Source organism: Fontimonas sp. SYSU GA230001 (assembly GCF_040066175.1).
Taxonomy (GTDB): Bacteria; Pseudomonadota; Gammaproteobacteria; order Nevskiales; family Nevskiaceae; genus Solimonas.
The window spans coordinates 66921-86450 of record NZ_JBEAAM010000001.1 but is presented as its reverse complement, the minus strand read 5'-3'; the positions used below and the strand labels follow the sequence as shown (position 1 = coordinate 86450).

Sequence of the window (19530 nt, the reverse complement as noted above, 5' to 3'; positions counted from 1 at the left end):
GCGCAGGCCCGTATTGCTCAGAAGCGCGCCAACAGCGTGCTGGTCAGTGCGCGTCCGCGGTCGGAGCGGATGCCGGCGAAATTGCCGGGCGCCAGCGGCTGGTCGAGGATTTGCTCGAAGATCGTGATCTGCGTGAGGTTGCGCGCGGCGACGTTGAGCAGCCAGCGGCGGCTCGGCGCGCCGACGGTCAGGCGCGCGTTGATTTCGTTGGTCGCCGGCTGGTAGGTGCGCGGGTCCAGGTCGATATCCAGATAGCGGTCCGAGCGGTACAGCCAGTCGATCGCGAAGGCCGCGGTCGCGCGGCCGCCGGCGATCGGCAGGGTGTACGACGGCACCAGCGCAGCGGTCGTGCGCGGCGCGTAGGCGAGCCGGCGGCCGCTCAGGTCCTGCGACTCGCTTTCCGCATCGGCCGGTGCGGGTGCGTCCGGATAGTGCGTGTAGCGCGCGTCGGCATAGCCCAGCGAAGCGTACAGCGCCAGGCCCGGCAGCGCGGTCAGCCAGTTGACGTCCAGTTCCGCGCCCTGCGAGCGCGCCGCGCCGGCGTTGAGGATCTGGAAGCTCGCGCCGCGGAACGTGGACAGCTGCAGGCGCTCGAAGTCGGTGCTGAACAGCGCCGCCGACAGGCGCATGCTGCCGTCGAGCAGGCGCGTCTTCGCGCCCAGTTCCCAGCTCGATGCGCGCTCGGCGTCGAACTCGAGGTTGGAGTCGTTCAGCGGCAGTGCGTTGAAGCCGCCGCTCTTGTAGCCGCGCGACCAGCTGGCATAGACGCTGGACGTGCGCGCCGGTGACCACTTCACGCCGAGCTTGGGCGAGACCTCGTTCTCGTTGCGTTCGCGGTGCGAGTGGTGGTTGTTCTGGTCGGCGACCGCGCGGATCACCAGACTGTCGGACTCGCTGGAGAAATCGCCTTCCTTGTATTCGCGGCCCAGGTGCAGGCCGCCGATCAGCGACCAGTGCGGTGTGGCGTGCTGCTCGATCTGGCCGAACAGGCCGTAGCTGTGGCCGTTCTGGTCGAGGCTGACGAAGGCGTTCTGGCGTCCGCCCGGCAGGTTGCCGAGGGCCGGGTCGAGCAGCGCCAGAATCTCGCCGAGCGGACGGCCGAGCGTGCCGGCGATGCCGCCGACCGGACCGCCCGGCACGCCCTGTCTTTCGAGCTGCGCGGCATAGACCGCGCTGAAGTACGCGAACGCGGCGCCCAGGTCTTCTAGCTCGAACAGGTCGTTGGCGCGCAGGCGCGATTCAAAGACGTGGATGCCGCCGACGAAGTCGACTCCATCGCCCCAGCCCAGCAGCGAGCCGTGGTGTCCGGCCACGCGGATCTCCTGGCTGCGCTGCATGTACGGGCTCGACCCGATCAGGCTGTCGCGGATCACCGGCGCGCCGGAGAAATCGGCGTCGAGATCGCGCGCCAGCTGGCGATGCTCGGCCCAGGCGCTGATCGCGGTCAGTTCGAGCGCGTCGATGCCGGCCAGTGCGGCCAGATCGGCGCGGATCGTCAGGTTGAGGCCGTCGAGCTGCGCCTCGCCGCGCGCCGGCACGTTGGCCGAGTTGCGGAAATCGCGCCCGGCCTCGACGTCGGGGTCGTAACTGCGGATCACCGCGAGCATCGCGTCCGAGACTTCGACGAGCTGGAACAGGTTGTAGTTCATGCCCTGCGCGGAGTTGAACGCGCCCAGTTCGGCCGACCAGTCCGCGGACGGGGCGTAGCGCAGGCGCAGGCGCGCGCTCTTCTCGCGGGTATTGAGTTCGCGCCGTGCCAGCGCGGTGTTGTACAGCTCGCCGTCCGCTGCGCTGTAGGCGCCGGCCAGACGCAGCGACCAGCCTTCGCCAAGTGCGAGGTTGAGCGTCGGCCGCACCGCGTAACGGTCGTCGCCCCGGAACAGTTCGGCGCCGGCGCTGCTGTCCGGTTCCGGATCTGCGGTCTCCAGATTGAACACGCCGGCCGTGCTGTTCTTGCCGAACAGCGCGCCCTGCGGCCCGCGCAGCACTTCCATGCGCTCGATGTCGAAGAAGAACGCCGACAGGAACACCGAGCGGCCGTAGTAGACGCCGTCGATCATCGTTGCCACGGAGGGCTCGAATGCGGTGTTGGTCGACAGCGTGCCGAAGCCGCGCACGTAGAACTCGCCGCCGATCGGGTCGAGCGCGATGACGACGTTGCCGACATAGGACTGCAGGTCCTTGAATCCGATCGCGCCGGATTGCTCGGCCAGTTCACCATCGAGGGCGCTCACCGAGCCGGCGACCTGTTCGATGGCCTGCTCGGTCTTCTGCGCGGTGACGACGACGTCGGGCAGGCTGACGGCGCTGGCCATCGTTTCCGCGCGCAGCGGCAGCGGCAGCAGGCCGGCGACGATGACCCAAAAGCGACGCAGCTTCATCCCGATTCCCCTGTCCTGGACGCTTGGTTGCAGCGGCGCAGCAGATCCTCATTCTGCGCCGCGGCCTGTTCGAGCAGCGCCGCGACACCCTGCCGGCCGACCACGCTGTCGTACTGGCTGCGCCGCAGCGCCACGTCGCTGACGCCGTCGGCGAAGACGTTGACGATGCGCCACGAATCGCCGGACGGGGTCAACACATAGTCGAAGCTCACCGGCTCCGCGTCCGCGGCGAGCAGCCGTGCGCTGACCCGACGCTGCCCGTCGGCTGCCGTTTCGACGGCGGTTTCGCCGGTGGTCTCGAAGCGCTCACCGGCATGGCGTGCGAAATGCTGCGCGTAGTTCAGGCCGATGTTGCGCCGGAGCAGCTCGACGAACGTCGCCTGCTGGCGCCGGTCCAGCGACGCCCAGTGCCGGCGCAGGACCAGACGCGCGAGACCGGCGACGTCGAAGCTGTCGCCGACCGCCGCATCCAGCAGCTGCAGTCGCTGCGCGCAGCTCATCTGCACGCCGCCGCGCATCGATTCGAGCAGCGCGGCGTGCAGCCGCTCGACGCTCGCGCTGGCCGGTTCGGCGGCGGCAGGCATCATGAACAGCAGCAGGCACAGGCAGATCGGCAGGCGCATGCGGGTATGACGGCAGCACGACACGGCAGGGGCACGTCCGGTCCGGAAACGGATCACGGGCGCGGCTTGAGCAGCGCCGGCAGGACCAGGAAGCTGCAGGCGAGCATGATCGACAGACCGAGCGTCAGCATCAAGCCCAAGCTCGCCATGCCGCGGTGCGGCGAAAACGCCAGCGAGGCGAAGCTCGACAGCGTGGTCAGTACCGCGACCAGTACCGCGCGCCCGGTGCTGCCGGCGAGCGGGCTGCCGCCAGCGTGGCGGGCGCGCCAGATCAGGTGCACGCCGTTGTCGAGGCCCGCACCCAGCAGCAGCGGCAGCGCGATGATGTTGGCGAAGTTCAGCGGCAGGTCGATCGCCGCACACAGGCCGGCGGTGAGCAGCGCACCCAGCGCCAGCGGCGCCGCCGCGCGCAGGCTGTCGGCGAAACTGCGCAGCAGCAGCGGCAGCAGCACGGCGATCGCCACGGCTGCGGCGATGAACGCCTGCGCGAACGCGCGCTGCACCGTGCGCGCGCCGGCGACGTATTCGAGCGGGGCACCGCTGGCGTCGGGCGCCGCGGCGGCGACGGTGTCGGCGAAGCGGCGCAGCGCCTCGTCGTCGTCGAGGTTCTGCGCCGGCACCAGCTCGATGCGGTAGCGGCCGTCGGCGCTGCGCCACTGCGCGCGCAGATCGGCAGGCAGGGCATCGGCCGTCACTGGCTGCGCCTGCAGCGACGCGTGCAGGCGCGCAAGCAGACCCGGCAGTCCGCCGAGCAGTTGGTCGCGCAGCACGTTCGCGTCGCCGGGTGCGGCGAGCCAGCGGTCGATCGCCTCGCCCAGGCGCTGCCAGGCCGGTGGCGGGGCATCCATTGCCCCGATGCGCTCGGCCAGTGCCTGCAGCGCCGCGCGGTCGCGCGATACGTCGGCGGCGCCCAGCTTCAGCGCCGCCGGCAGGGCGGCGCCGGCGGACAGCGCTAGGTCCGCGATCACCTCCAGCTTGGCGTCCTGGTCCTGCGGCAGCAGGCTGCCCAGCCAGCGCGCTTCGCGCACGACCGGCAGCTGTCCCAGGCGCTCGGCCTGTTCCTGAGTGGCAGCGGCGTCGGCGGCGAGCACGACGGCCGTCAGCGGCGTGTCGGCGCCGTGCACCAGCTCTTCGTAGATCCGCTGCGAATCGGTGTCGGGCGGGCGCAGGTGCATCGGGTTGTAGTCGAAGCGCAGCAGCGGCAGTGCCAGCGCGGCTGCCGCGGCACAGGCCGCGGCGGCGGCGAGCACGGCGGCTCGGCGTCGATGCGGCCAGTCGAGCAGCACAGCCGGCATCTGCAGGGCATCGGCCTGCATCGGACCGGCGCAGCGCAGCAGCGCCGGCAGCAAGGTGAGACTGGTCAGCAATCCGATGAGGATGCCGGTGCCGGAAATCAGGCCCAGTTCCGACACGCCCCGGAACGCGGTCGGCACGAAGGCGTAAAAGCCGGCGGCGGTGGTCAGCGCGCACAGCAGCAGCGCGCCGCCGACGTCGCGTCCGGCCGCGGCGGCAGCGTCGCGCGCGTCGGCGCCGGAGAGGCGCAGTTCGCGCCAGCGCAGCAGCAGGTGCACGGAAAAGTCGATCGCCAGGCCGATGTAGAGGGCGGCGAACGCGATCGAGATCAGGTTCAGGCGGCCGACCGCGAGTGCCGCCGCTGCCGCCGTCAGCATCAGGCCGCAGACCAGCGCGGCGAGGGCGATGGCGGCCAGGCGCCACGAGTGCAGGCCGACCCGCAGCAGCAGGGTGACCAAAGCCAGCGACAGCGCGGCGGACAGGAGCGCGCCGTCCGCGGCCGCCGACAGCTCGTCGTCCCACTCGGTGATTTCGCCGGTCAGCCGCACCTTCGGCCACTGCGCGCCGAGCTGCGCAACCGCCGCGCGCACGGCACGCAAGGCCTCGTCCTCGGACGAGCGATCGCGCGGAAGAAAGGAGATGAATTGGCGGCGGGGCGACTCCGCCGTGCCCATCGCGAGCTGGGTCCATTCCAGCGCCGTTTGCCGCTCGCCGGCGGCCGACGCCACGCTGCGGGCCATCGCATCGACAAAGCGCTCGACGCGTTCCGGCGGCAGCGCGTCGGCGTGGTCGAGCAGCGCCAGCAGCGTGCGGCACAGACCGGCGACGGTCGGGTCACGTGCGATGCGGCCGAGCAGCGGCTGCGCGGCGTCCAGATCGGCCGCGAGCGCTTCGAGCTGCGGCAGGTCCAGGTACAGCAGGCCGTGGCGCTCGAAGAACGAATCGAGTTGCGGCGCGACGATCGCGCGCAGCGGCGCATCGGCAAGCCAGCCGTGCAGTTCCGCGAGCAGCCGCCGCGCGTCCTCCGTGTCCGCGTCGAAGACCGCGACAATCTGCCGGTGCAGGTCGGGAAACGCGCGTTCGTGTTCCAGCGCCGCGCGCCGCCACGGCAGCTCGTCGGCCATCAGCGCGGCCGGATCGGCATCGACGCGCAGATGCGTGGCGATCGCCGCGACGGCAAGCGTCAGCAGCAGCGCGTAGGCGGCCAGTACCGTTCCTGCGCCGTCGAAGGACGCGCGCACCAGCGCGGCAGTCGCCGTGGCCCAGCGGTCGACGGGCGCGGTCGCGGGTCTGCGCGCGGATGCCTGCATGCGCGCAGTGTACGGGCAGTGCGCTTACATGCGCCGGAAAGCCAGTCCTTCCTTGCCGGCATCGACGGTGATGCGATCGCCGGCGCCGAACTGGCCGTCGAGAATCGCCCGTGCCAGCGGATTTTCAACCAGCGCCTGAATTGCGCGCTTGAGCGGCCGCGCGCCGTAGACCGGATCGAAACCGGCCTCGGCGAGCCTGTCGAGCGCGGCGTCACTGAAGTCCAGCGCGATGCTGCGCTCGGCCAGGCGCTTGACCACGTTCTGCGTCTGGATGCGCGCGATGCTGCGGATCTGCGCGGCGCCCAGCGGATGGAAGACCACCGCCTCGTCGATGCGGTTGATGAATTCCGGGCGGAAGTGCTGCGAGACGACGCCCATCACCGCCTCCTTGATCGCGGCGTAGTCCTGACCCGCGTCGCGGCTCATCATTTCCTGAATAAGCTGTGAGCCCAGATTCGAGGTCATCACCACGACCGCGTTGCGGAAGTCGACCGTGCGGCCCTGGCCGTCGGTCAGGCGGCCGTCGTCGAGCACCTGCAGCAGCACGTTGAACACTTCCGGGTGTGCCTTCTCGACTTCATCGAGCAGGATCACCGAGTAGGGCCGGCGGCGCACGGCCTCGGTCAGGTAGCCGCCCTCGTCGTAGCCGACATAGCCCGGCGGCGCGCCGATCAGGCGCGACACGCTGTGCCGCTCCATGAACTCGGACATGTCGATGCGCACCATCGCTTCCTCGGTGTCGAACAGGAAGCTGGCGAGCGCCTTGCACAGCTCGGTCTTGCCGACGCCGGTCGGCCCGAGGAACAGGAAGGAACCGATCGGGCGGTTCGGGTCGGACAGGCCGGCGCGCGAGCGGCGGATCGCGTTGGACACTGCGGTGATCGCCTCGTCCTGCGAGACGACGCGCTGGTGCAGCGCGTCTTCCATGCGCAGCAGCTTCTCGCGTTCGCCTTCCATCAGCTTGGAAACGGGGATGCCGGTCCAGCGCGAGACGACTTCCGCGATCTCGTCCTCGGTCACGCTGTTGCGCAGCAGCTCGAACTTCTTGGGCGCGCCCTCGCTCACCGTCGAAGCCTGCGCGAGCCGGCGCTCCAGTTCGGGGATGCGGCCATAGCGGATCTCGGAGGCGCGGGCGTGGTCGCCGGCGCGCAGCGCGATCTCGAAGTCCTGCTTCGCGCGCTCCAGTTCCTCCTTGACCCCGGCAGAGCCGGCGACGCTGGCCTTCTCGGCCTTCCATTTTTCCTCGAGGTCGGCGTACTCGCGCTCCAGCGACTCGATGGTCTTTTCGAGTTCGGCGAGCGAGCGCTTCGCGCCCTCGTCGTCCTCCTTCTTCAGCGCTTCGCGCTCGATCTTGAGCTGGATCAGGCGGCGGTGCAGGCGATCGAGCGCCTCGGGCTTGGAGTCGATCTCGATGCGGATGCGCGACGCGGCCTCGTCCACCAGGTCGATGGCCTTGTCGGGCAGGTTGCGGTCGGTGATGTAGCGCTGCGACAGTTTGGCCGCCGAGATCAGCGCGCCGTCGGTGATATCGACGCCGTGGTGCACCTCGTAGCGTTCCTTGAGGCCACGCAGGATCGCGATGGTGTCCTCGACGCTGGGTTCGCCGACAAAGACCTTCTGGAAGCGCCGTTCCAGCGCGGCGTCCTTCTCGATGTACTTGCGGTATTCGTCCAGCGTCGTCGCGCCGATGCAGTGCAGCTCGCCGCGCGCCAGCGCCGGCTTGAGCATATTGCCGGCGTCCATCGCGCCCTCGGCCTTGCCTGCACCCACGAGCGTGTGGATCTCGTCGATGAACAGAATGATGTTGCCCTCCTGCTTGGCCAGATCCGTGAGCACGGCCTTGAGGCGTTCCTCGAACTCGCCGCGGAACTTGGCGCCGGCGATCAGTGCGCCGAGATCCAGCGTCAGCAGGCGCTTGTTCTTCAGCGACTCCGGCACTTCGCCGTTGACGATGCGCTGTGCCAGGCCTTCGACGATCGCGGTCTTGCCGACGCCGGGTTCGCCGATCAGCGCGGGGTTGTTCTTCGTGCGGCGCGACAGCACCTGGATGACACGGCGGATCTCCTCGTCGCGGCCGATCACCGGGTCGATCTTGCCAGCCGATGCGCGCGCGGTCAGGTCGATCGTGTACTTCTCCAGTGCCTGACGCTGGTCCTCGGCGTTCTGGCTGTCCACCTTCTGTCCGCCGCGGATCGCGTCGATGGCTTTTTCGAGCAGTTCCTTGCGCGCCCCCGCCGCACGCAGCGCCTCGCCGACGGCATCCTTGTCGTCCACCGCGGCGAGCACGAACAGCTCGGTGGAGATGTACTGGTCCTTGCGCTTCTGCGCCAGCTTGTCGGTGAGATTGAGCAGGCGTGAGAGTTCGGCGGAGACGTTGACCTCGCCGGTGGCCTGGCCCAGCCGCGGCAGCGAGTCGAGGGCCTGCGCCAGCTTGCTGCGCAGCAGATCGACGTTGACCGAGGCGTTCTGCAGCAGCGGCAGCGTCGAGCCGCCGTCCTGGTCGAGCAGCGCGCTCATCAGGTGCGCCGGCGCGATGGCCGGGTTGTCGCGGCCGACGGCCAGCGACTGTGCGTCGGCCAGCGCCTGCTGGAAGCGGCTCGTGAGCTTGTCCATCCGCATGGGTGCGATCCGGTTGGGGTGATGGCCTCTCAAGATGCGGACCGGCGCGCCCGTTTCAAGTCGGGCCGGACGGGCGCCGTTCGTCCGCATTTGTGCTACGCTCATCGCCCAACAAGTACAAGTGCGCAAAGACGGCCCGGAGCCGGACGTGACCCGCCAGAGGTCGAGCGCCGAGGAAGAACCGCAATTCGGGGCCGGAATGCCCCAGGGAGAGCAGGCTCGTACGGCTGAGGGATCCTTTGCGGTGATCGAGATGTGGTTGTCGGGTGGGACGACTGTGGTGCCGGGTGCGACGGCCAAGGCCGGCCGCGCCGCGTTCGTGATCCAGGGATTGCTCTATGCGGCGGTGGTGGTGGCCATCCTGCAGCTGACGATGCGCGCCTACGGCGTGCCGAACGCCGCCCCGTACCCGTTGCTGACCCTGCTCGCCGGGGTTTTCGCGTTCGGCTTGCTCGGGCGCATCGACCTGCTCGCGGCCTGGCGGGTCGGCAAGCCGGGTTCGGAAGGCACGCAGCTGCTGTACCGGTGGATGAGTCTGGTCGGCCTGCTGCTGTTCGTCGCCTACGTCGCCAAGTTCTCCGAAATCATCTCGCGTGTCGTCCTGCTGGCCTGGGCGGTGATGACCCCGGCCGCGTTGATCGTGCTCAATATCGTCGCGCGCGGCTTCGCCCGCCGCTATGTCCCACATACGGTCGTGCGCCGCAGCGCCGTCGTTCTCAACATCAGCGGTTCGGTGCGACCGCTGATCGACGTGTTGCGTGCCTCCGAGCGTTACGAGCTGCATGGCTATTTCGACGAACGGGGCACCGTGCGCGACGGGCAGCATCCGGCCGGGGCGCAGAGGCTCGGTGCGGTGTCGGCGATCAAGGGCTATGTCGCGCAGCATGGCATCGAGGTGGTGTTCATCATGCTGCCGCGCAGCGGTGCCGAGCGCGTCATCGAGATCATGGATGAACTCGGCGACACCACGGCGTCGGTGTACGTGGTGCCCGATCTTGCGCTCGACGAATTCGTCGGCAGCGAGCTGTCGCTGGTCGAGGGCGTGCCGATGCTGCGTATCGCCGAAACGCCCCTGTTCGGCGTCCACGGGCTCTACAAGCATGTCTTCGATTTCATCAGTGCGCTGATCGGTCTGATCCTGCTGTCGCCGATGCTGGCGGCGATCGCCGTCGCGGTACGGCTCGATTCGCCGGGCCCCATCCTGTACCGGCAGAAGCGTTACGGGCTCAACGGGCAGGCGTTCGATGTCTTCAAGTTCCGCACGATGCGGATCAACGATCCAGAGGACCGCATCGTGCAGGTGTCGCGCGACGATCCGCGTGTCACCCGTGTCGGCCGGATCCTGCGCCGGACCTCGCTGGACGAGCTGCCACAGCTGGTCAATGTCCTGCGCGGCGACATGAGCCTGGTCGGTCCGCGACCACACGCGGTGCAGCACAACGAGTTCTACCGCAAGGCCATCCGCCATTACATGCTGCGGCACAAAGTCAAACCGGGCCTGACCGGATGGGCGCAGATCAATGGCCTGCGCGGGCCTTCGGCGGAGCTGGCGACCATGGAGGCGCGCGTGAAGTACGACCTCTACTACATCCGCCACTGGTCGCCGGCCTTCGATCTGCAGATCCTGTTCCGCACGCTGGTCATGGTGCTGCGCGACCGCAACGCGTTTTGAGCGCAGCGCTTGCCGGCAGTGAGCGTCGGCGATATCGTCGGTCACCTGTCATCTGGAAATGGTTGACTGTGCGCCCCGGCCAGTGACGGCTGTGCTGCAGCGTGCGGACTCCCGATACGGGATGGAGAACATTCCGGCCATACTCAAGCTCGATGCCGGTGGCATGCCGGTATCCTGGATCCCGTGGCAAACCGCGGTGGTCCTGTATGCCCGCGACCGCGTGCGCTGGGAAGCCGGTGCGCAACGCTTCCTGATCCGTGGCGGGGTCAACGCCCGCAGCGGCCGGCGGTCGACGCTGGAGATCGGTTCGATCATCGCGGTCGCCGACCGCTCGCGCAGGCATCGGCGCGGTGTCCCGCTGCTCACCAACCGGACGCTGTTCCAGCGCGACCGCCACCTGTGCCTGTACTGCGGCCACCAGTATCCAGCGGCGCAGCTGACCCGCGATCACGTCGTTCCGGCGTCGCGCGGCGGACACAATGGCTGGGAGAACTGCGTCACCGCCTGCCGCGACTGCAACCAGCGCAAGGACGACCGCACCCCCGAGGAGGCGCGCATGAAGCTGCTCGCGGTGCCCTACACGCCCAACCTGGCCGAGTATCTGATCCTGTCGAACCGCCGCATCCTCGCGGATCAGATGGAGTTTTTGCTGGCACACGCACCCAAGCACGCGCGTTGCCTGTGAGCCGCTGCCGACGATCGGGCGGGTTGCGCCGCGCGGCGCATGGGGGCCATTTCGCTAGTGAACTTTTGTCAGAATTGACGTAAGGTTGCCAAAAGTGACACAAGGTTCAATAAAGCCCGGTCGGGTCGCGCGCCGATCGGTCGCAGTCTCCGGCGGGTCCTTCGGGTGACGGGGTTGGGGCGAGAGCGATGATGAGTGCACAGGCACAGATGAGGGCCGGTCAGGGTGCATCCGCGCAGGCGGAGGGCAAGGCTGCGTCCAAGGCCAACCCGATCGTTTCCGCACTGCATCAGATGGCCGTCTCGGTGCTCAGCGAGCAGCTGCGCGAAATGTTCGAGAAGGCCGACGACATCCTGTTCGATTCGGCCGAGAAGGCGCGTGCCAGCGACGAGCAGCGCCTGTATCTGGACACGATGCGCATCGTGCGCGTGCAGCGCAACAAGATCGTCCAGGCCTTCCAGGAGGCACTGCAGGCGGCGCTGGCCGGCATCGGCGAGGACGAGGCCGAAAATGCCGCGGGACGGCTCGACGACATGTCGCAGTGGTCGCTCGAGGACGGCGACGTGCTCGAGGAGCGCATCGCGGTCAACAACATGCAGGCCAAGGCTTCATCGCTGTATGCGCACGAGCTGGTCGAGTTGCAGCGCCGCATCGCGCGGCTCGCGGAGATGACGGGCGCGGGCCTGTCCCCGGAGTCGATGTCGCCACAGCGCATCATCCATGCGTTCCAGAACTCGATGCGCGATCTGCCGGTCGATTTCCCGATCAAGCTGGTGATCTACAAGCTGTTCGACCGCGTGGTCGTCGGCCGTCTGTCCGAGGTGTTCGTCGGCGCCAACCAGCTGCTCGCCGTGCATGGCATCGAACCGAGCCTGGATGCGCCGACGCCGGCGCGTCCCGAATCGCGGCGCGCGCCGCGTGGCCTGCCGCAGGACAGCGGTGTGCCCTCCTGGGCCGGCAAGCTGGACCGGGCGACGATGGGCGCCTTCGGCGCACCGGCGACCGGCGGCGCAGGGATGTCGGCGATGGGCGCGGGTGCGGTGCCGGGCGGACTCGCGGCGCGTCAGGCGGGTCATCTGGCGCCGGTCGGCGGCGCGGGCACCTACACCGACTCGATGCTGGCGCAGGATGTCGCGCAGATCCTCGGCAGTTACGAACACGGACGCCGCCCGCAGGCACCCGCGTGGCTGCCGCCGGAGAACGTGGCGCTGGTTGCGCGCATGTTCGACGCGTACTACCGCGACCCGCGGCTGCCGGACAATCTCAAGCCGGTGCTCGCGCGCCTGCAGCTGCCGATGCTGAAGGCGGCCGTGGCCGATCCGCGTTTCTTCCACGATCCGAACCACGCCGCACGCCGCACGCTCAACGACTTGTTCGAGATGCTGCTGCAGTTCGGCTCGGCCGAGGCGGCGCCGTCGCCGCAGATGGTCGGCGAGCTGCAGGGACTGATTGATGCGATGGTGCAGGCGTTCAACCTCGATCCGGCCACACTGCGCGAGTCCGCGCGGCCGGAGGGGGTGGACGAGCGCACCGCGGAAGCCTTCCTGCGCGAGCAGGAAGAGATGCAGCAGAAGAAGAACCGCGCACGGGTCGAGCGCGTGCGGCGCATCGTCGCGCACGAGATCCGGCGGCGCATCGGCGAACGGCCGCTGCCCTCGGGCGTGCTCCGTCTGATGCTGTCCGGCTTTGGTCCCTTGCTGTGTCTCGATTACATCCGCAGCGGCGTCAACGGTGCGTCCTGGACCGAGACGATGCGCCTGGTCGATCGCGTGCTCGACAGCCTGCGGCCGGACGCGGGGCGGCACGCCGAGGAGCGCGCGGCCGAGGAGGCCGAGCTCGTCGCCGCGATCTCGCGCCGGCTGGCGGCGATCGGGTTCTCGGAGGAGCGGCTCAAGGAGGTGCTGTCGGGTCTGCTGCAGGCTTACCTGGAGCTCGTCGAGGCCGGCGCCGGCCGCACCGGCGCGCCGGCCGCGGACACGGTGGACGAAGCCGCCACGGCGGCGGCCCCGCTGCCGCCGGAAAAGGAACTGCAAGGTCTGCTGTCGATCCTGCTGGTGCCGGGCAGCTGGTTCACGTTGTGGGAGCCGGTGGCCCAGACCAAGCATTGGGTACGCGTGAAGGGTTACTACCCGGTGCAGAACACCGTGATGTTCGGGCATTACATGGAGGAGCGCTTCCTGCAGCTGCGTGCCACCGCGCTCGCCACCGCACTGGTCGATGGCTCGGCGGCGCCCATCGATCCGTCGCCCGAGTTGCAGAGCGCGATCGCCCGGATTGGCGAGCTGTCGTTCGAGCGCGTGGTCGATCCGGTGGTCTGGACGACCGTCGAAGGCCGTCCGGGTCAGTGAGCGTCCGCAGCGTCCCAGGGCGCTGCGGCCGGCAGCGGGGTCACGGCATCGTGTCCTGATCCGCCTCGCGGGTCTCACAGCTCGGCCAGATCGAGGTCGTCATCGACGAGGCGGCGCAGCGCGCGCTCTTCCTTGTACTTCTCCACGTCGCGCCAGTCGCGGGATTTCTCGTGGACCGCGGCCGGCGTCTCGTCAACCCCTACGACCTCATCCTCGCCGGCCTCGGCGTCGTCGGTGAACTCATCGAACGTCTTCGGTGTCTCGGCCTGTGTCTGCGGCTTCTTGGGTTTGCGCGGCATTCAGCTGGATTCCTCGAAGTGGCCCGTCCGGGCAGCCCTCATTTGCGCGCGTTTTTATCAGGCTTTTTTCGTGTCGGGAAGTCCCTCCGGCGAAGGTCCTCGAATGGCGCGCATCCCGCGCCCGCGGCGCGCCAGCGCGAACAGCAGCAGAACCGCACTCAGCCTCGGATCCACGCCGCCGCCACCCGAGCCGCCGCCACTCTCCAGGCGGGCTTCGAGCGTGTACGGCAGTGAATCCGCCAGCGCGTAGTTGAGCACCGTCACGTAGTAGGTGCCGGCACGCGGGTTGTCGATGGTGACCGTCTCGTTGCCGTCTTCGCCGCCACCGACCTTGTCGGCGTCGGTGAAGAAGGTGGGATCGTCCTCGGGCGGTGCGCCGAGATCGATGTCGTACTGCGCCGGCCTGCCGTACTTCACCAGCACGTCGATGTCCTGGGCGGCCGAACTGCGGATCACCAGCTTCGCATTGCGCGGCAGCGGTGCGGCCAGGTCGAGATGGTAGGTGTGGAACTCGTCGTGCAGGCCCTTGGACAGGGTTTCGTTCACGGGCGTGCCCAGGCTCAGCTCGGCGAGCTCCAGGCGGAACGGGCGCTGCGCCTGGTAGGCGCCGCCGTTGGCGCGCAGCCGGACCGCGAACGGCAGATCCTGATAGGGGCTGGCCACGGAGTTCGTCACCCGCACCGAGAAGCGGACCTTGGCCGATCCGTCCTGCGCCAGCGTGCCCAGGGGCTGCGCGGCGCTCAGCACCTCGATGCCACCCGGTGCGATCAGTTCGGCGCTCGCATCCGCAGCGGCCAGCCAAAGGTTGGCGACTTCGATCTCGATGTCGAGGGTCTCGCCCGGATCGAGCCGCTGATTGCCGTCGTCGATCAATTTCACCGAGCGCAGGATCAGCGCCGGCCGCGGGGCGAGCTCGAGGCTGTTGGCGGCATCGACACGGCCGCCGGCGGTCAGTTCGGCGACGTCGCCGCCATCGACCCCCGCTTCCGCGCCCTCGATCAGGCGCGCGCGGATCTCGCGGTAGTCCGCGTCCGGGTGCACGGACTTGATCAGTGCCGCGATGCCGGCCACGTGCGGCGCCGAGAACGACGTGCCGTTGACGCCGCAGGGGCCGGTGCCGCAGCTGTCGCCGGTGACGTAGCCGCCGCCGAGGCTCGTCGTGACGATCTGCAGGCCGGGGGCCGCGACATCGGTGCTCAGCGGTCCGAACTGGCTGAAGCTGGCGACGTTGTCCTGGCGATTGGTGGCAGCCACCGCGACGACATTGGACACGTCGTAGTTCGCCGGATAGGCGGCCACGGAATAGTCGAGATTGGAATTGAAGTTGCCGGCCGAGGTCACGAACAGGATGCCGGCGCTGGCGAGCGCCTCGATCTTGGATTTTTCAATCGCCGAGAAACTCGGACCGCCATAACTGGCATTGATGATCTGCGCGCCGTGGGTTCTGGCGTAGTCGTAGGCGTCGAGGATCGCGTCCTCGCTGAGTTCGACGGCGCCCTGGTTGATCCGCCCGATTTTCAGCGGCATCATCGATACGTTCCACGCGACGCCGGCGATGCCGGTGCCGTTGTTGCCAATGGCGCCGAGGCTGCCGGCGACCAGCGTGCCGTGATCGAGCAGGCCGTCGCGGTCGGGGCTCGGATCGTTGTCCTTGTCCACGAGGTCGCGACCGGCGATGAAGTTGGCCGCGAGGTCCGGATGCGTCAGGTCGAAGGCGTCGTCGATCACCGCGACCACGACGGAGCGGCTGCCGGTGCGCGGGAAGCTGCCGTCGCCGGCGGGGTCCCAGGCCGCAAGCAGGTTCATGTCCGCGCCGGGAATGCTCGCCAGTTCGTCGCGGCTGCTGCACGGCGAATTGTCACGGTCGCAGACGAAGTTACGCTGGCCGGTGCTGTACAGACCCCATTGCTGCGAGAACAACGGATCGTCGGGCAGCTCGATGCGGCGCTGGCGCAGATAGTTCGGTTCGACGTGCAGCACGCCGGGCCTTGCCGCGAGTACCGTTCGTGCACCCTCGATGTCGGTGAACGAAGGCAGGCGCAGCAGGTGCGTGCGGCCGTCGAGCAGCGTGCGCTCGACCTGCATGCCTGTGGCCGCATAACCCGACTTGGCCTGCACGGCGGTGATGTCCGAGTCGTACTGCACGAGGACTTCATCGGGACGGAACAGCCGCGGTTCGGTGTAGCGGGCGGCCTGCACGGCGGCGGCATGGAGGCCCACCAGCACACCGAGCAGACGGATCGACGAGGACATCCAGCGGTGTGGTTTGTGCATGTTTCAGGGCTCCTGGCCAGCACGATCGGACGGCGGACTGGTGTTTTGCCGCGCGATGAGTAGAATACCCGTCCTCGCGTGGGGCGGTAGCTCAGCTGGGAGAGCGTCGCGTTCGCAATGCGAAGGTCGGGAGTTCGATCCTCCTCCGCTCCACCAACGAGGTTTCAGGTATCCGCGGGCGCGGCGTCGAGCGCCGCATTCGCGGGCTCGCGCGGGCGGGAAGCCCGGGACTCCGATCCTGCTTCCGCGCCGCCGACGAGATCAGCCAGCACACGGGCGGCCACGGCCGCCTGTGTCGTTTCCGGCTCGCAGACAGTACGCTTCGAAACGACGAAGCCGATCGGGCGAGGGTTTCGGGAACCGGCGCAGGCAGCTGCGCATGGGTTCCCTCGCTCCAGCGGTCTGACGACGAGAGGTTGACCGACATGTCCAGCGTCACACGCGCCACCTTCGACGAGGTGATGGTGCCCAACTACAACCCGGCCGGCATCGTGCCGGTGCGCGGACAGGGTTCGCGCCTGTGGGACCAGCAGAACCGGGAGTACATCGACTTCGCCGCGGGCATCGCCGTCACCGGCCTCGGGCACGCGCACCCGAAGCTCATCGCGGCGCTGACGGAACAGGCCGGCAAGCTCTGGCATCTGTCGAACGTCATGACCAACGAGCCCGCGCTGCGCCTGGCACAGCGGCTGGTGTCGCTGACCTTCGCCGACAAGGTGTTCTTCTGCAACAGTGGCGCCGAGGCCAACGAGGCGGCGTTCAAGCTGGCGCGGCGCTACGGCAACACGCGCTTCGGGCCGCACAAGAACACGATCATTTCGTTCCACAACGCCTTCCACGGGCGCACGCTGTTCACCGTGAGCGTCGGTGGCCAGGCCAAGTACACGCAGGGCTTCGAGCCGCTGCCGGGTGGCATCCGTCATCTGCCGTACAACGACCTGGCCGCGCTCAAGGCGGCGATGAACGACACGGTCTGCGCAGTCGTGATGGAGCCGGTGCTGGGCGAGGGCGGTGTGCTGCCGGCCACCTTGGAGTTCGCGCGCGGCGTGCGCGCGCTCTGCGACGAGCATCAGGCCCTGCTGATCTACGACGAGGTGCAGACCGGCAACGGCCGCAGCGGCAGCCTGTATGCCTACGAGCAGTTCGGCGTGACGCCCGACATCCTGACGACGGCCAAGGGCCTGGGCGGCGGTTTCCCCATTGGCGCGATGCTGACGACCCATGCGCTGGCCGAGGTGCTGGCCTTCGGCACGCACGGTTCGACCTACGGCGGCAACCCGCTGGCCTGTGCGGTCGCCGACGCGGTGCTCGAGGAAGTCGCCAGGCCCGAGACACTGCGCAACGTCGCCGAGCGCTCGGCGCAGCTCGCGGCAGGACTCCGGGTGTTGGGTGAGCGTTACGGTCTGTTCGGCGAAGCGCGCGGGCTGGGACTGCTGCTCGGTGCTCCGGTGGCTGATGCCTGGAAGGGCCGCGCGAAGGACATCGTCAATGCCGCGCTGGCTGAGGGTCTGTGGCTGCTGGTGGCCGGTCCGGACGTGCTGCGCTTCGCGCCGGCGCTGAACATCGGCGCAGCCGACGTGGCCGAGGGACTCGCGCGCCTCGAGCGCGCCTGCGCCCGGCTGCGCTGACGCGCTCAGCGGCCGAGCGGCCAGTGCACGCGCTGGCCGTCGAACTCCAGGATTAGCCCGTCGGCGAGGATCTCCGCAACCCGCGGTCCCTGGGCGAGTACGCTGCCCTCGGCGTAGCGGCGTCCATCGACCATGATCCAGCGTCGCGCGGGGTCGGCGTCGTGGACATGGACCTGCACCTGGATGTCGGGGAAGCGCCGGCGATAGTCCGCAGGCATCTCATCGAGCTGTGGCGCATCGAGCCGCAAGGTGGTGACCTGCGGCGCCACGGGGTCGGCGACGGTGGCCTGCGCCGGACTCGGCGCCGGCACTTTCGCCGGACCGGCGCTGCCCTGGAACACCGGCGTGATGTCGTCGAGTTGGCCGTATTCGTCCAGTGCCAGCGGCGGGGGGGCGGTGGCGAGCGCGGGCTCGGCCTGCACCGGATCGCTGGCTGGCTGCTGCTCCAGCACCTGGACGATCGGGCTCGCCGTCGGTCGGGCCTCGATGGCGGAACGCTGTGTGGGCAGCGGCTCCGTGGCCGGCGGCGCGACGGAGGCAAGCCTGAACAGCAGCGCAGCCGCGCCCAGACCGGCCAGGAACAGGGTCGCACCGGCCAGGATCAGGGTCGCCGGATGGAAGGCCAGACCAGGATCGGCGGGATCGCCGGCCGGTGATGCGGATGCGGCGCCGGTGCTGCGTTCGTGTTCGGCGCGCTTGAGTGCATCGAGAATGTAGCTCATGGCAGTCCCAGTCCGAGCTTCGGCGTGTCCGGCAGTTCGTCGCCCAGCTCGATCAATGTGCGGACGCCGGCAATGCCATCGACCGCGAGACCGCGATCGCTCTGCAGGCGACGCACCGCATCGGCGAGCGGCGGCGTGAGCGTTGCCGAAGGGGTTTCGCCGGGAGGCAGGTAACCGAGCTCGACCAGGCGCTGCTGCAGCCAGGCGATGTCGGCGCCCTGCGTGGTGTCGTCGATGCGGATGCTGTGCGTCTCGCGGCGCCAGAGCAGGAGGAATTCGTGGGTCCAGACCCGGTCGAGTTCCGCGATCGGCAGCCTCATCGGACCGAGCACCGTGTCCAGAACGGCGTGGTCGCGGCCCAGCTCCAGCAGCAGCAGGTGCTGCAGGCCCTCGCCGGCGAGGTTGAGGACGAGGATCGCCGGACGGTCCATCTGGCGGAGATCGGCCCAGGTGCCGCTGCTGCGATAGCACTCGAGCGCCACGTTATGCAGCGCATCGCAGATGTTCTCGCCGCGCGCGAGTGTCGGGCGGGGTGTCCAGAGACGGATCAGCCGGCCCATCACCACGCCAAGCGGCTGCGCTGCGCGGTTGAGTTCGGCCAGGCTCGCGGTCGGCAGGCGCGGCATCAGCAGCGGCGCCGGCGCGTCTGCGGCCGCGGCCGAGCGCTGCGAGACGACGGTGGCGTCCTCGCTCGGCGGGGGTGGCGGCATCGGCCGGCGTGCCGCGCTGTGCGTCGGAAAAATTGGTTCCTCGTGCGTGAAGCTGTACCAGAACAGCGCGACGCAGCCGAGCAGCGCCACCGCCCAGGCCGTTTCGATCCAGCGCCAGCGGATCGGTGCCTTGGGGTCGAACACCAGCGGCAGCTCGCCGATGGCCTCGCGCGCGGCCTTGCGCGCGATTGCCGGCGTGACCTTGCGCATGCGTCCGGCGAACGCGCCGAGCAGGGCGCGGTCGCAGATGATGTTGATCAGGCGTGGCACGCCGCGCGCCTGGCGGTGGATCAGTTCGACCGCTGCCGGAGTGAAGATCTCTGCGCGCGTCCCGGCGATGCGCAGCCGGTGCTCGATGTACTCGCGGGTTTCCTGCGCGGACAGCGGCGTGAGGTGATAGCGCGCCGAGATGCGGCTCGACAACTGGCGCAGCTCGGCGCGCGCGAGCAGCGCGGACAGCTCCGGCTGACCGACGAGCATGATGCGCAGCAGCTTGGACTTCGCCGTCTCCAGGTTGGTCAGCAGGCGCACCTGTTCGAGGACGGCCGGCTGCAGGTTCTGCGCCTCGTCGATGATCAGCACCGTGCGTCGGCCCGCCGCATGGCTGCGCAGCAGGTGTTCGTTGAGCGCATCGACGAGAGTCTTCAGGCTGATCGGCCGCGGATAGCCGACGTGCAGCTCGTCGCAGATCGTCTGCACGAACTCCTGTTCGCTCTGCCGCGGGTTGTGGATCATCGCCACGTCCACGTCCGGCAGTTTCTGGTCGAGCAGGCTGCGGATGATCGTGGTCTTGCCGGTGCCGACCTCGCCGGTCAGCTGCACGAAGCCGCCGTACTGTCCGGTGCCGTACAGCAGATGTCCCAGCGCCTCCTGGTGGCGCGGCGACAGGTACAGATAGGCGGGGTCCGGGGTGATCGAGAACGGCGGTTCCCGGAGTTGGAAGTACTCGACGTACACGGCGGGGTC

Annotated in this window: 12 protein-coding genes and 1 tRNA gene; 5 read left to right on the top strand and 8 right to left on the bottom strand. The window is 69.0% G+C overall.

Going from position 1 to position 19530, the window contains the following annotated elements; all coding sequences use genetic code 11:
- Window positions 1-17: 17 nt before the first annotated feature.
- Genes AAG565_RS00430 through clpB form a run of 4 tightly spaced genes read right to left on the bottom strand, consistent with a single transcriptional unit; the run spans window position 18 to window position 8226 of the window.
- Window positions 18-2381, bottom strand: coding sequence for a TonB-dependent receptor (locus AAG565_RS00430; protein WP_348817554.1), 2364 nt, complete (start codon window positions 2379-2381; stop codon window positions 18-20).
- Window positions 2378-3004 carry an ABC transporter substrate-binding protein gene (locus AAG565_RS00425; protein WP_348817553.1) on the bottom strand — a complete coding sequence of 209 codons (627 nt, stop codon included), beginning with the start codon at window positions 3002-3004 and terminating at the stop codon, window positions 2378-2380. The genes AAG565_RS00430 and AAG565_RS00425 overlap by 4 nt, the downstream gene beginning before the upstream one ends.
- Before the next feature lie 53 nt (window positions 3005-3057).
- Window positions 3058-5607 (bottom strand): MMPL family transporter, encoded by a 2550-nt coding sequence (locus tag AAG565_RS00420; protein ID WP_348817552.1) that lies wholly within the window; start codon window positions 5605-5607, stop codon window positions 3058-3060.
- A gap of 24 nt (window positions 5608-5631) precedes the next feature.
- Entirely contained in the window at window positions 5632-8226 is a 2595-nt protein-coding gene (gene clpB / locus AAG565_RS00415; RefSeq protein ID WP_348817551.1) for an ATP-dependent chaperone ClpB, read from the bottom strand.
- A gap of 280 nt (window positions 8227-8506) precedes the next feature.
- Here clpB and AAG565_RS00410 point away from each other — a divergent pair, with 280 nt between their 5' ends.
- The 3 genes from AAG565_RS00410 to AAG565_RS00400 all read left to right on the top strand — a co-directional run bounded on the left by AAG565_RS00410 (window position 8507) and on the right by AAG565_RS00400 (window position 12931).
- On the top strand, window positions 8507-9898 hold the full coding sequence (locus tag AAG565_RS00410; protein ID WP_348817550.1) for an undecaprenyl-phosphate glucose phosphotransferase: 1392 nt from the start codon (window positions 8507-8509) through the stop codon (window positions 9896-9898).
- Between the two features lie 121 nt (window positions 9899-10019).
- On the top strand, window positions 10020-10583 hold the full coding sequence (locus AAG565_RS00405; RefSeq protein WP_348817549.1) for an HNH endonuclease: 564 nt from the start codon (window positions 10020-10022) through the stop codon (window positions 10581-10583).
- A gap of 191 nt (window positions 10584-10774) precedes the next feature.
- Window positions 10775-12931 (top strand): DUF1631 family protein, encoded by a 2157-nt coding sequence (locus tag AAG565_RS00400; protein ID WP_348817548.1) that lies wholly within the window; start codon window positions 10775-10777, stop codon window positions 12929-12931.
- Window positions 12932-13005: 74 nt separating this feature from the next.
- Here AAG565_RS00400 and AAG565_RS00395 read toward each other — a convergent pair whose 3' ends face one another.
- Entirely contained in the window at window positions 13006-13230 is a 225-nt protein-coding gene (locus AAG565_RS00395; RefSeq protein ID WP_348817547.1) for a hypothetical protein, read from the bottom strand.
- 57 nt (window positions 13231-13287) lie between these two features.
- Window positions 13288-15504: a S8 family serine peptidase gene (locus tag AAG565_RS00390; protein WP_348817546.1), complete on the bottom strand. Its 2217-nt coding sequence runs from the start codon at window positions 15502-15504 to the stop codon at window positions 13288-13290.
- Window positions 15505-15584: 80 nt separating this feature from the next.
- Here AAG565_RS00390 and AAG565_RS00385 point away from each other — a divergent pair.
- A tRNA-Ala gene (locus tag AAG565_RS00385) sits at window positions 15585-15660 on the top strand.
- Window positions 15661-15929: 269 nt separating this feature from the next.
- Window positions 15930-17132: an aspartate aminotransferase family protein gene (locus AAG565_RS00380; RefSeq protein ID WP_348817545.1), complete on the top strand. Its 1203-nt coding sequence runs from the start codon at window positions 15930-15932 to the stop codon at window positions 17130-17132.
- Window positions 17133-17137: 5 nt separating this feature from the next.
- Here the strand turns inward: AAG565_RS00380 and AAG565_RS00375 are convergent, their stop codons facing one another.
- Both AAG565_RS00375 and AAG565_RS00370 read right to left on the bottom strand, forming a co-directional pair.
- Window positions 17138-17854, bottom strand: coding sequence for a general secretion pathway protein GspB (locus AAG565_RS00375; protein WP_348817544.1), 717 nt, complete (start codon window positions 17852-17854; stop codon window positions 17138-17140).
- Window positions 17851-19521, bottom strand: a complete 1671-nt coding sequence (locus AAG565_RS00370) for an AAA family ATPase (RefSeq protein WP_348817543.1) — start codon at window positions 19519-19521, stop codon at window positions 17851-17853. Before AAG565_RS00370 ends, AAG565_RS00375 begins: the two co-directional genes overlap by 4 nt.
- Between the last annotated feature and the right edge of the window lie 9 nt (window positions 19522-19530).

Excerpts from the sequence above, each read along its gene's own strand:
- AAG565_RS00400 (WP_348817548.1), top strand. The coding sequence starts at position 10,775 with ATGAGTGCACAGGCACAGATGAGGGCCGGTCAGGGTGCATCCGCGCAG.
- AAG565_RS00380 (WP_348817545.1), top strand. The coding sequence starts at position 15,930 with ATGTCCAGCGTCACACGCGCCACCTTCGACGAGGTGATGGTGCCCAAC.
- AAG565_RS00425 (WP_348817553.1), bottom strand. The coding sequence starts at position 3,004 with ATGCGCCTGCCGATCTGCCTGTGCCTGCTGCTGTTCATGATGCCTGCC.
- AAG565_RS00420 (WP_348817552.1), bottom strand. The coding sequence starts at position 5,607 with ATGCAGGCATCCGCGCGCAGACCCGCGACCGCGCCCGTCGACCGCTGG.
- AAG565_RS00405 (WP_348817549.1), top strand. The coding sequence starts at position 10,020 with ATGGAGAACATTCCGGCCATACTCAAGCTCGATGCCGGTGGCATGCCG.
- clpB (WP_348817551.1), bottom strand. The coding sequence starts at position 8,226 with ATGCGGATGGACAAGCTCACGAGCCGCTTCCAGCAGGCGCTGGCCGAC.
- AAG565_RS00390 (WP_348817546.1), bottom strand. The coding sequence starts at position 15,504 with ATGCACAAACCACACCGCTGGATGTCCTCGTCGATCCGTCTGCTCGGT.
- AAG565_RS00395 (WP_348817547.1), bottom strand. The coding sequence starts at position 13,230 with ATGCCGCGCAAACCCAAGAAGCCGCAGACACAGGCCGAGACACCGAAG.
- AAG565_RS00430 (WP_348817554.1), bottom strand. The coding sequence starts at position 2,381 with ATGAAGCTGCGTCGCTTTTGGGTCATCGTCGCCGGCCTGCTGCCGCTG.
- AAG565_RS00375 (WP_348817544.1), bottom strand. The coding sequence starts at position 17,854 with ATGAGCTACATTCTCGATGCACTCAAGCGCGCCGAACACGAACGCAGC.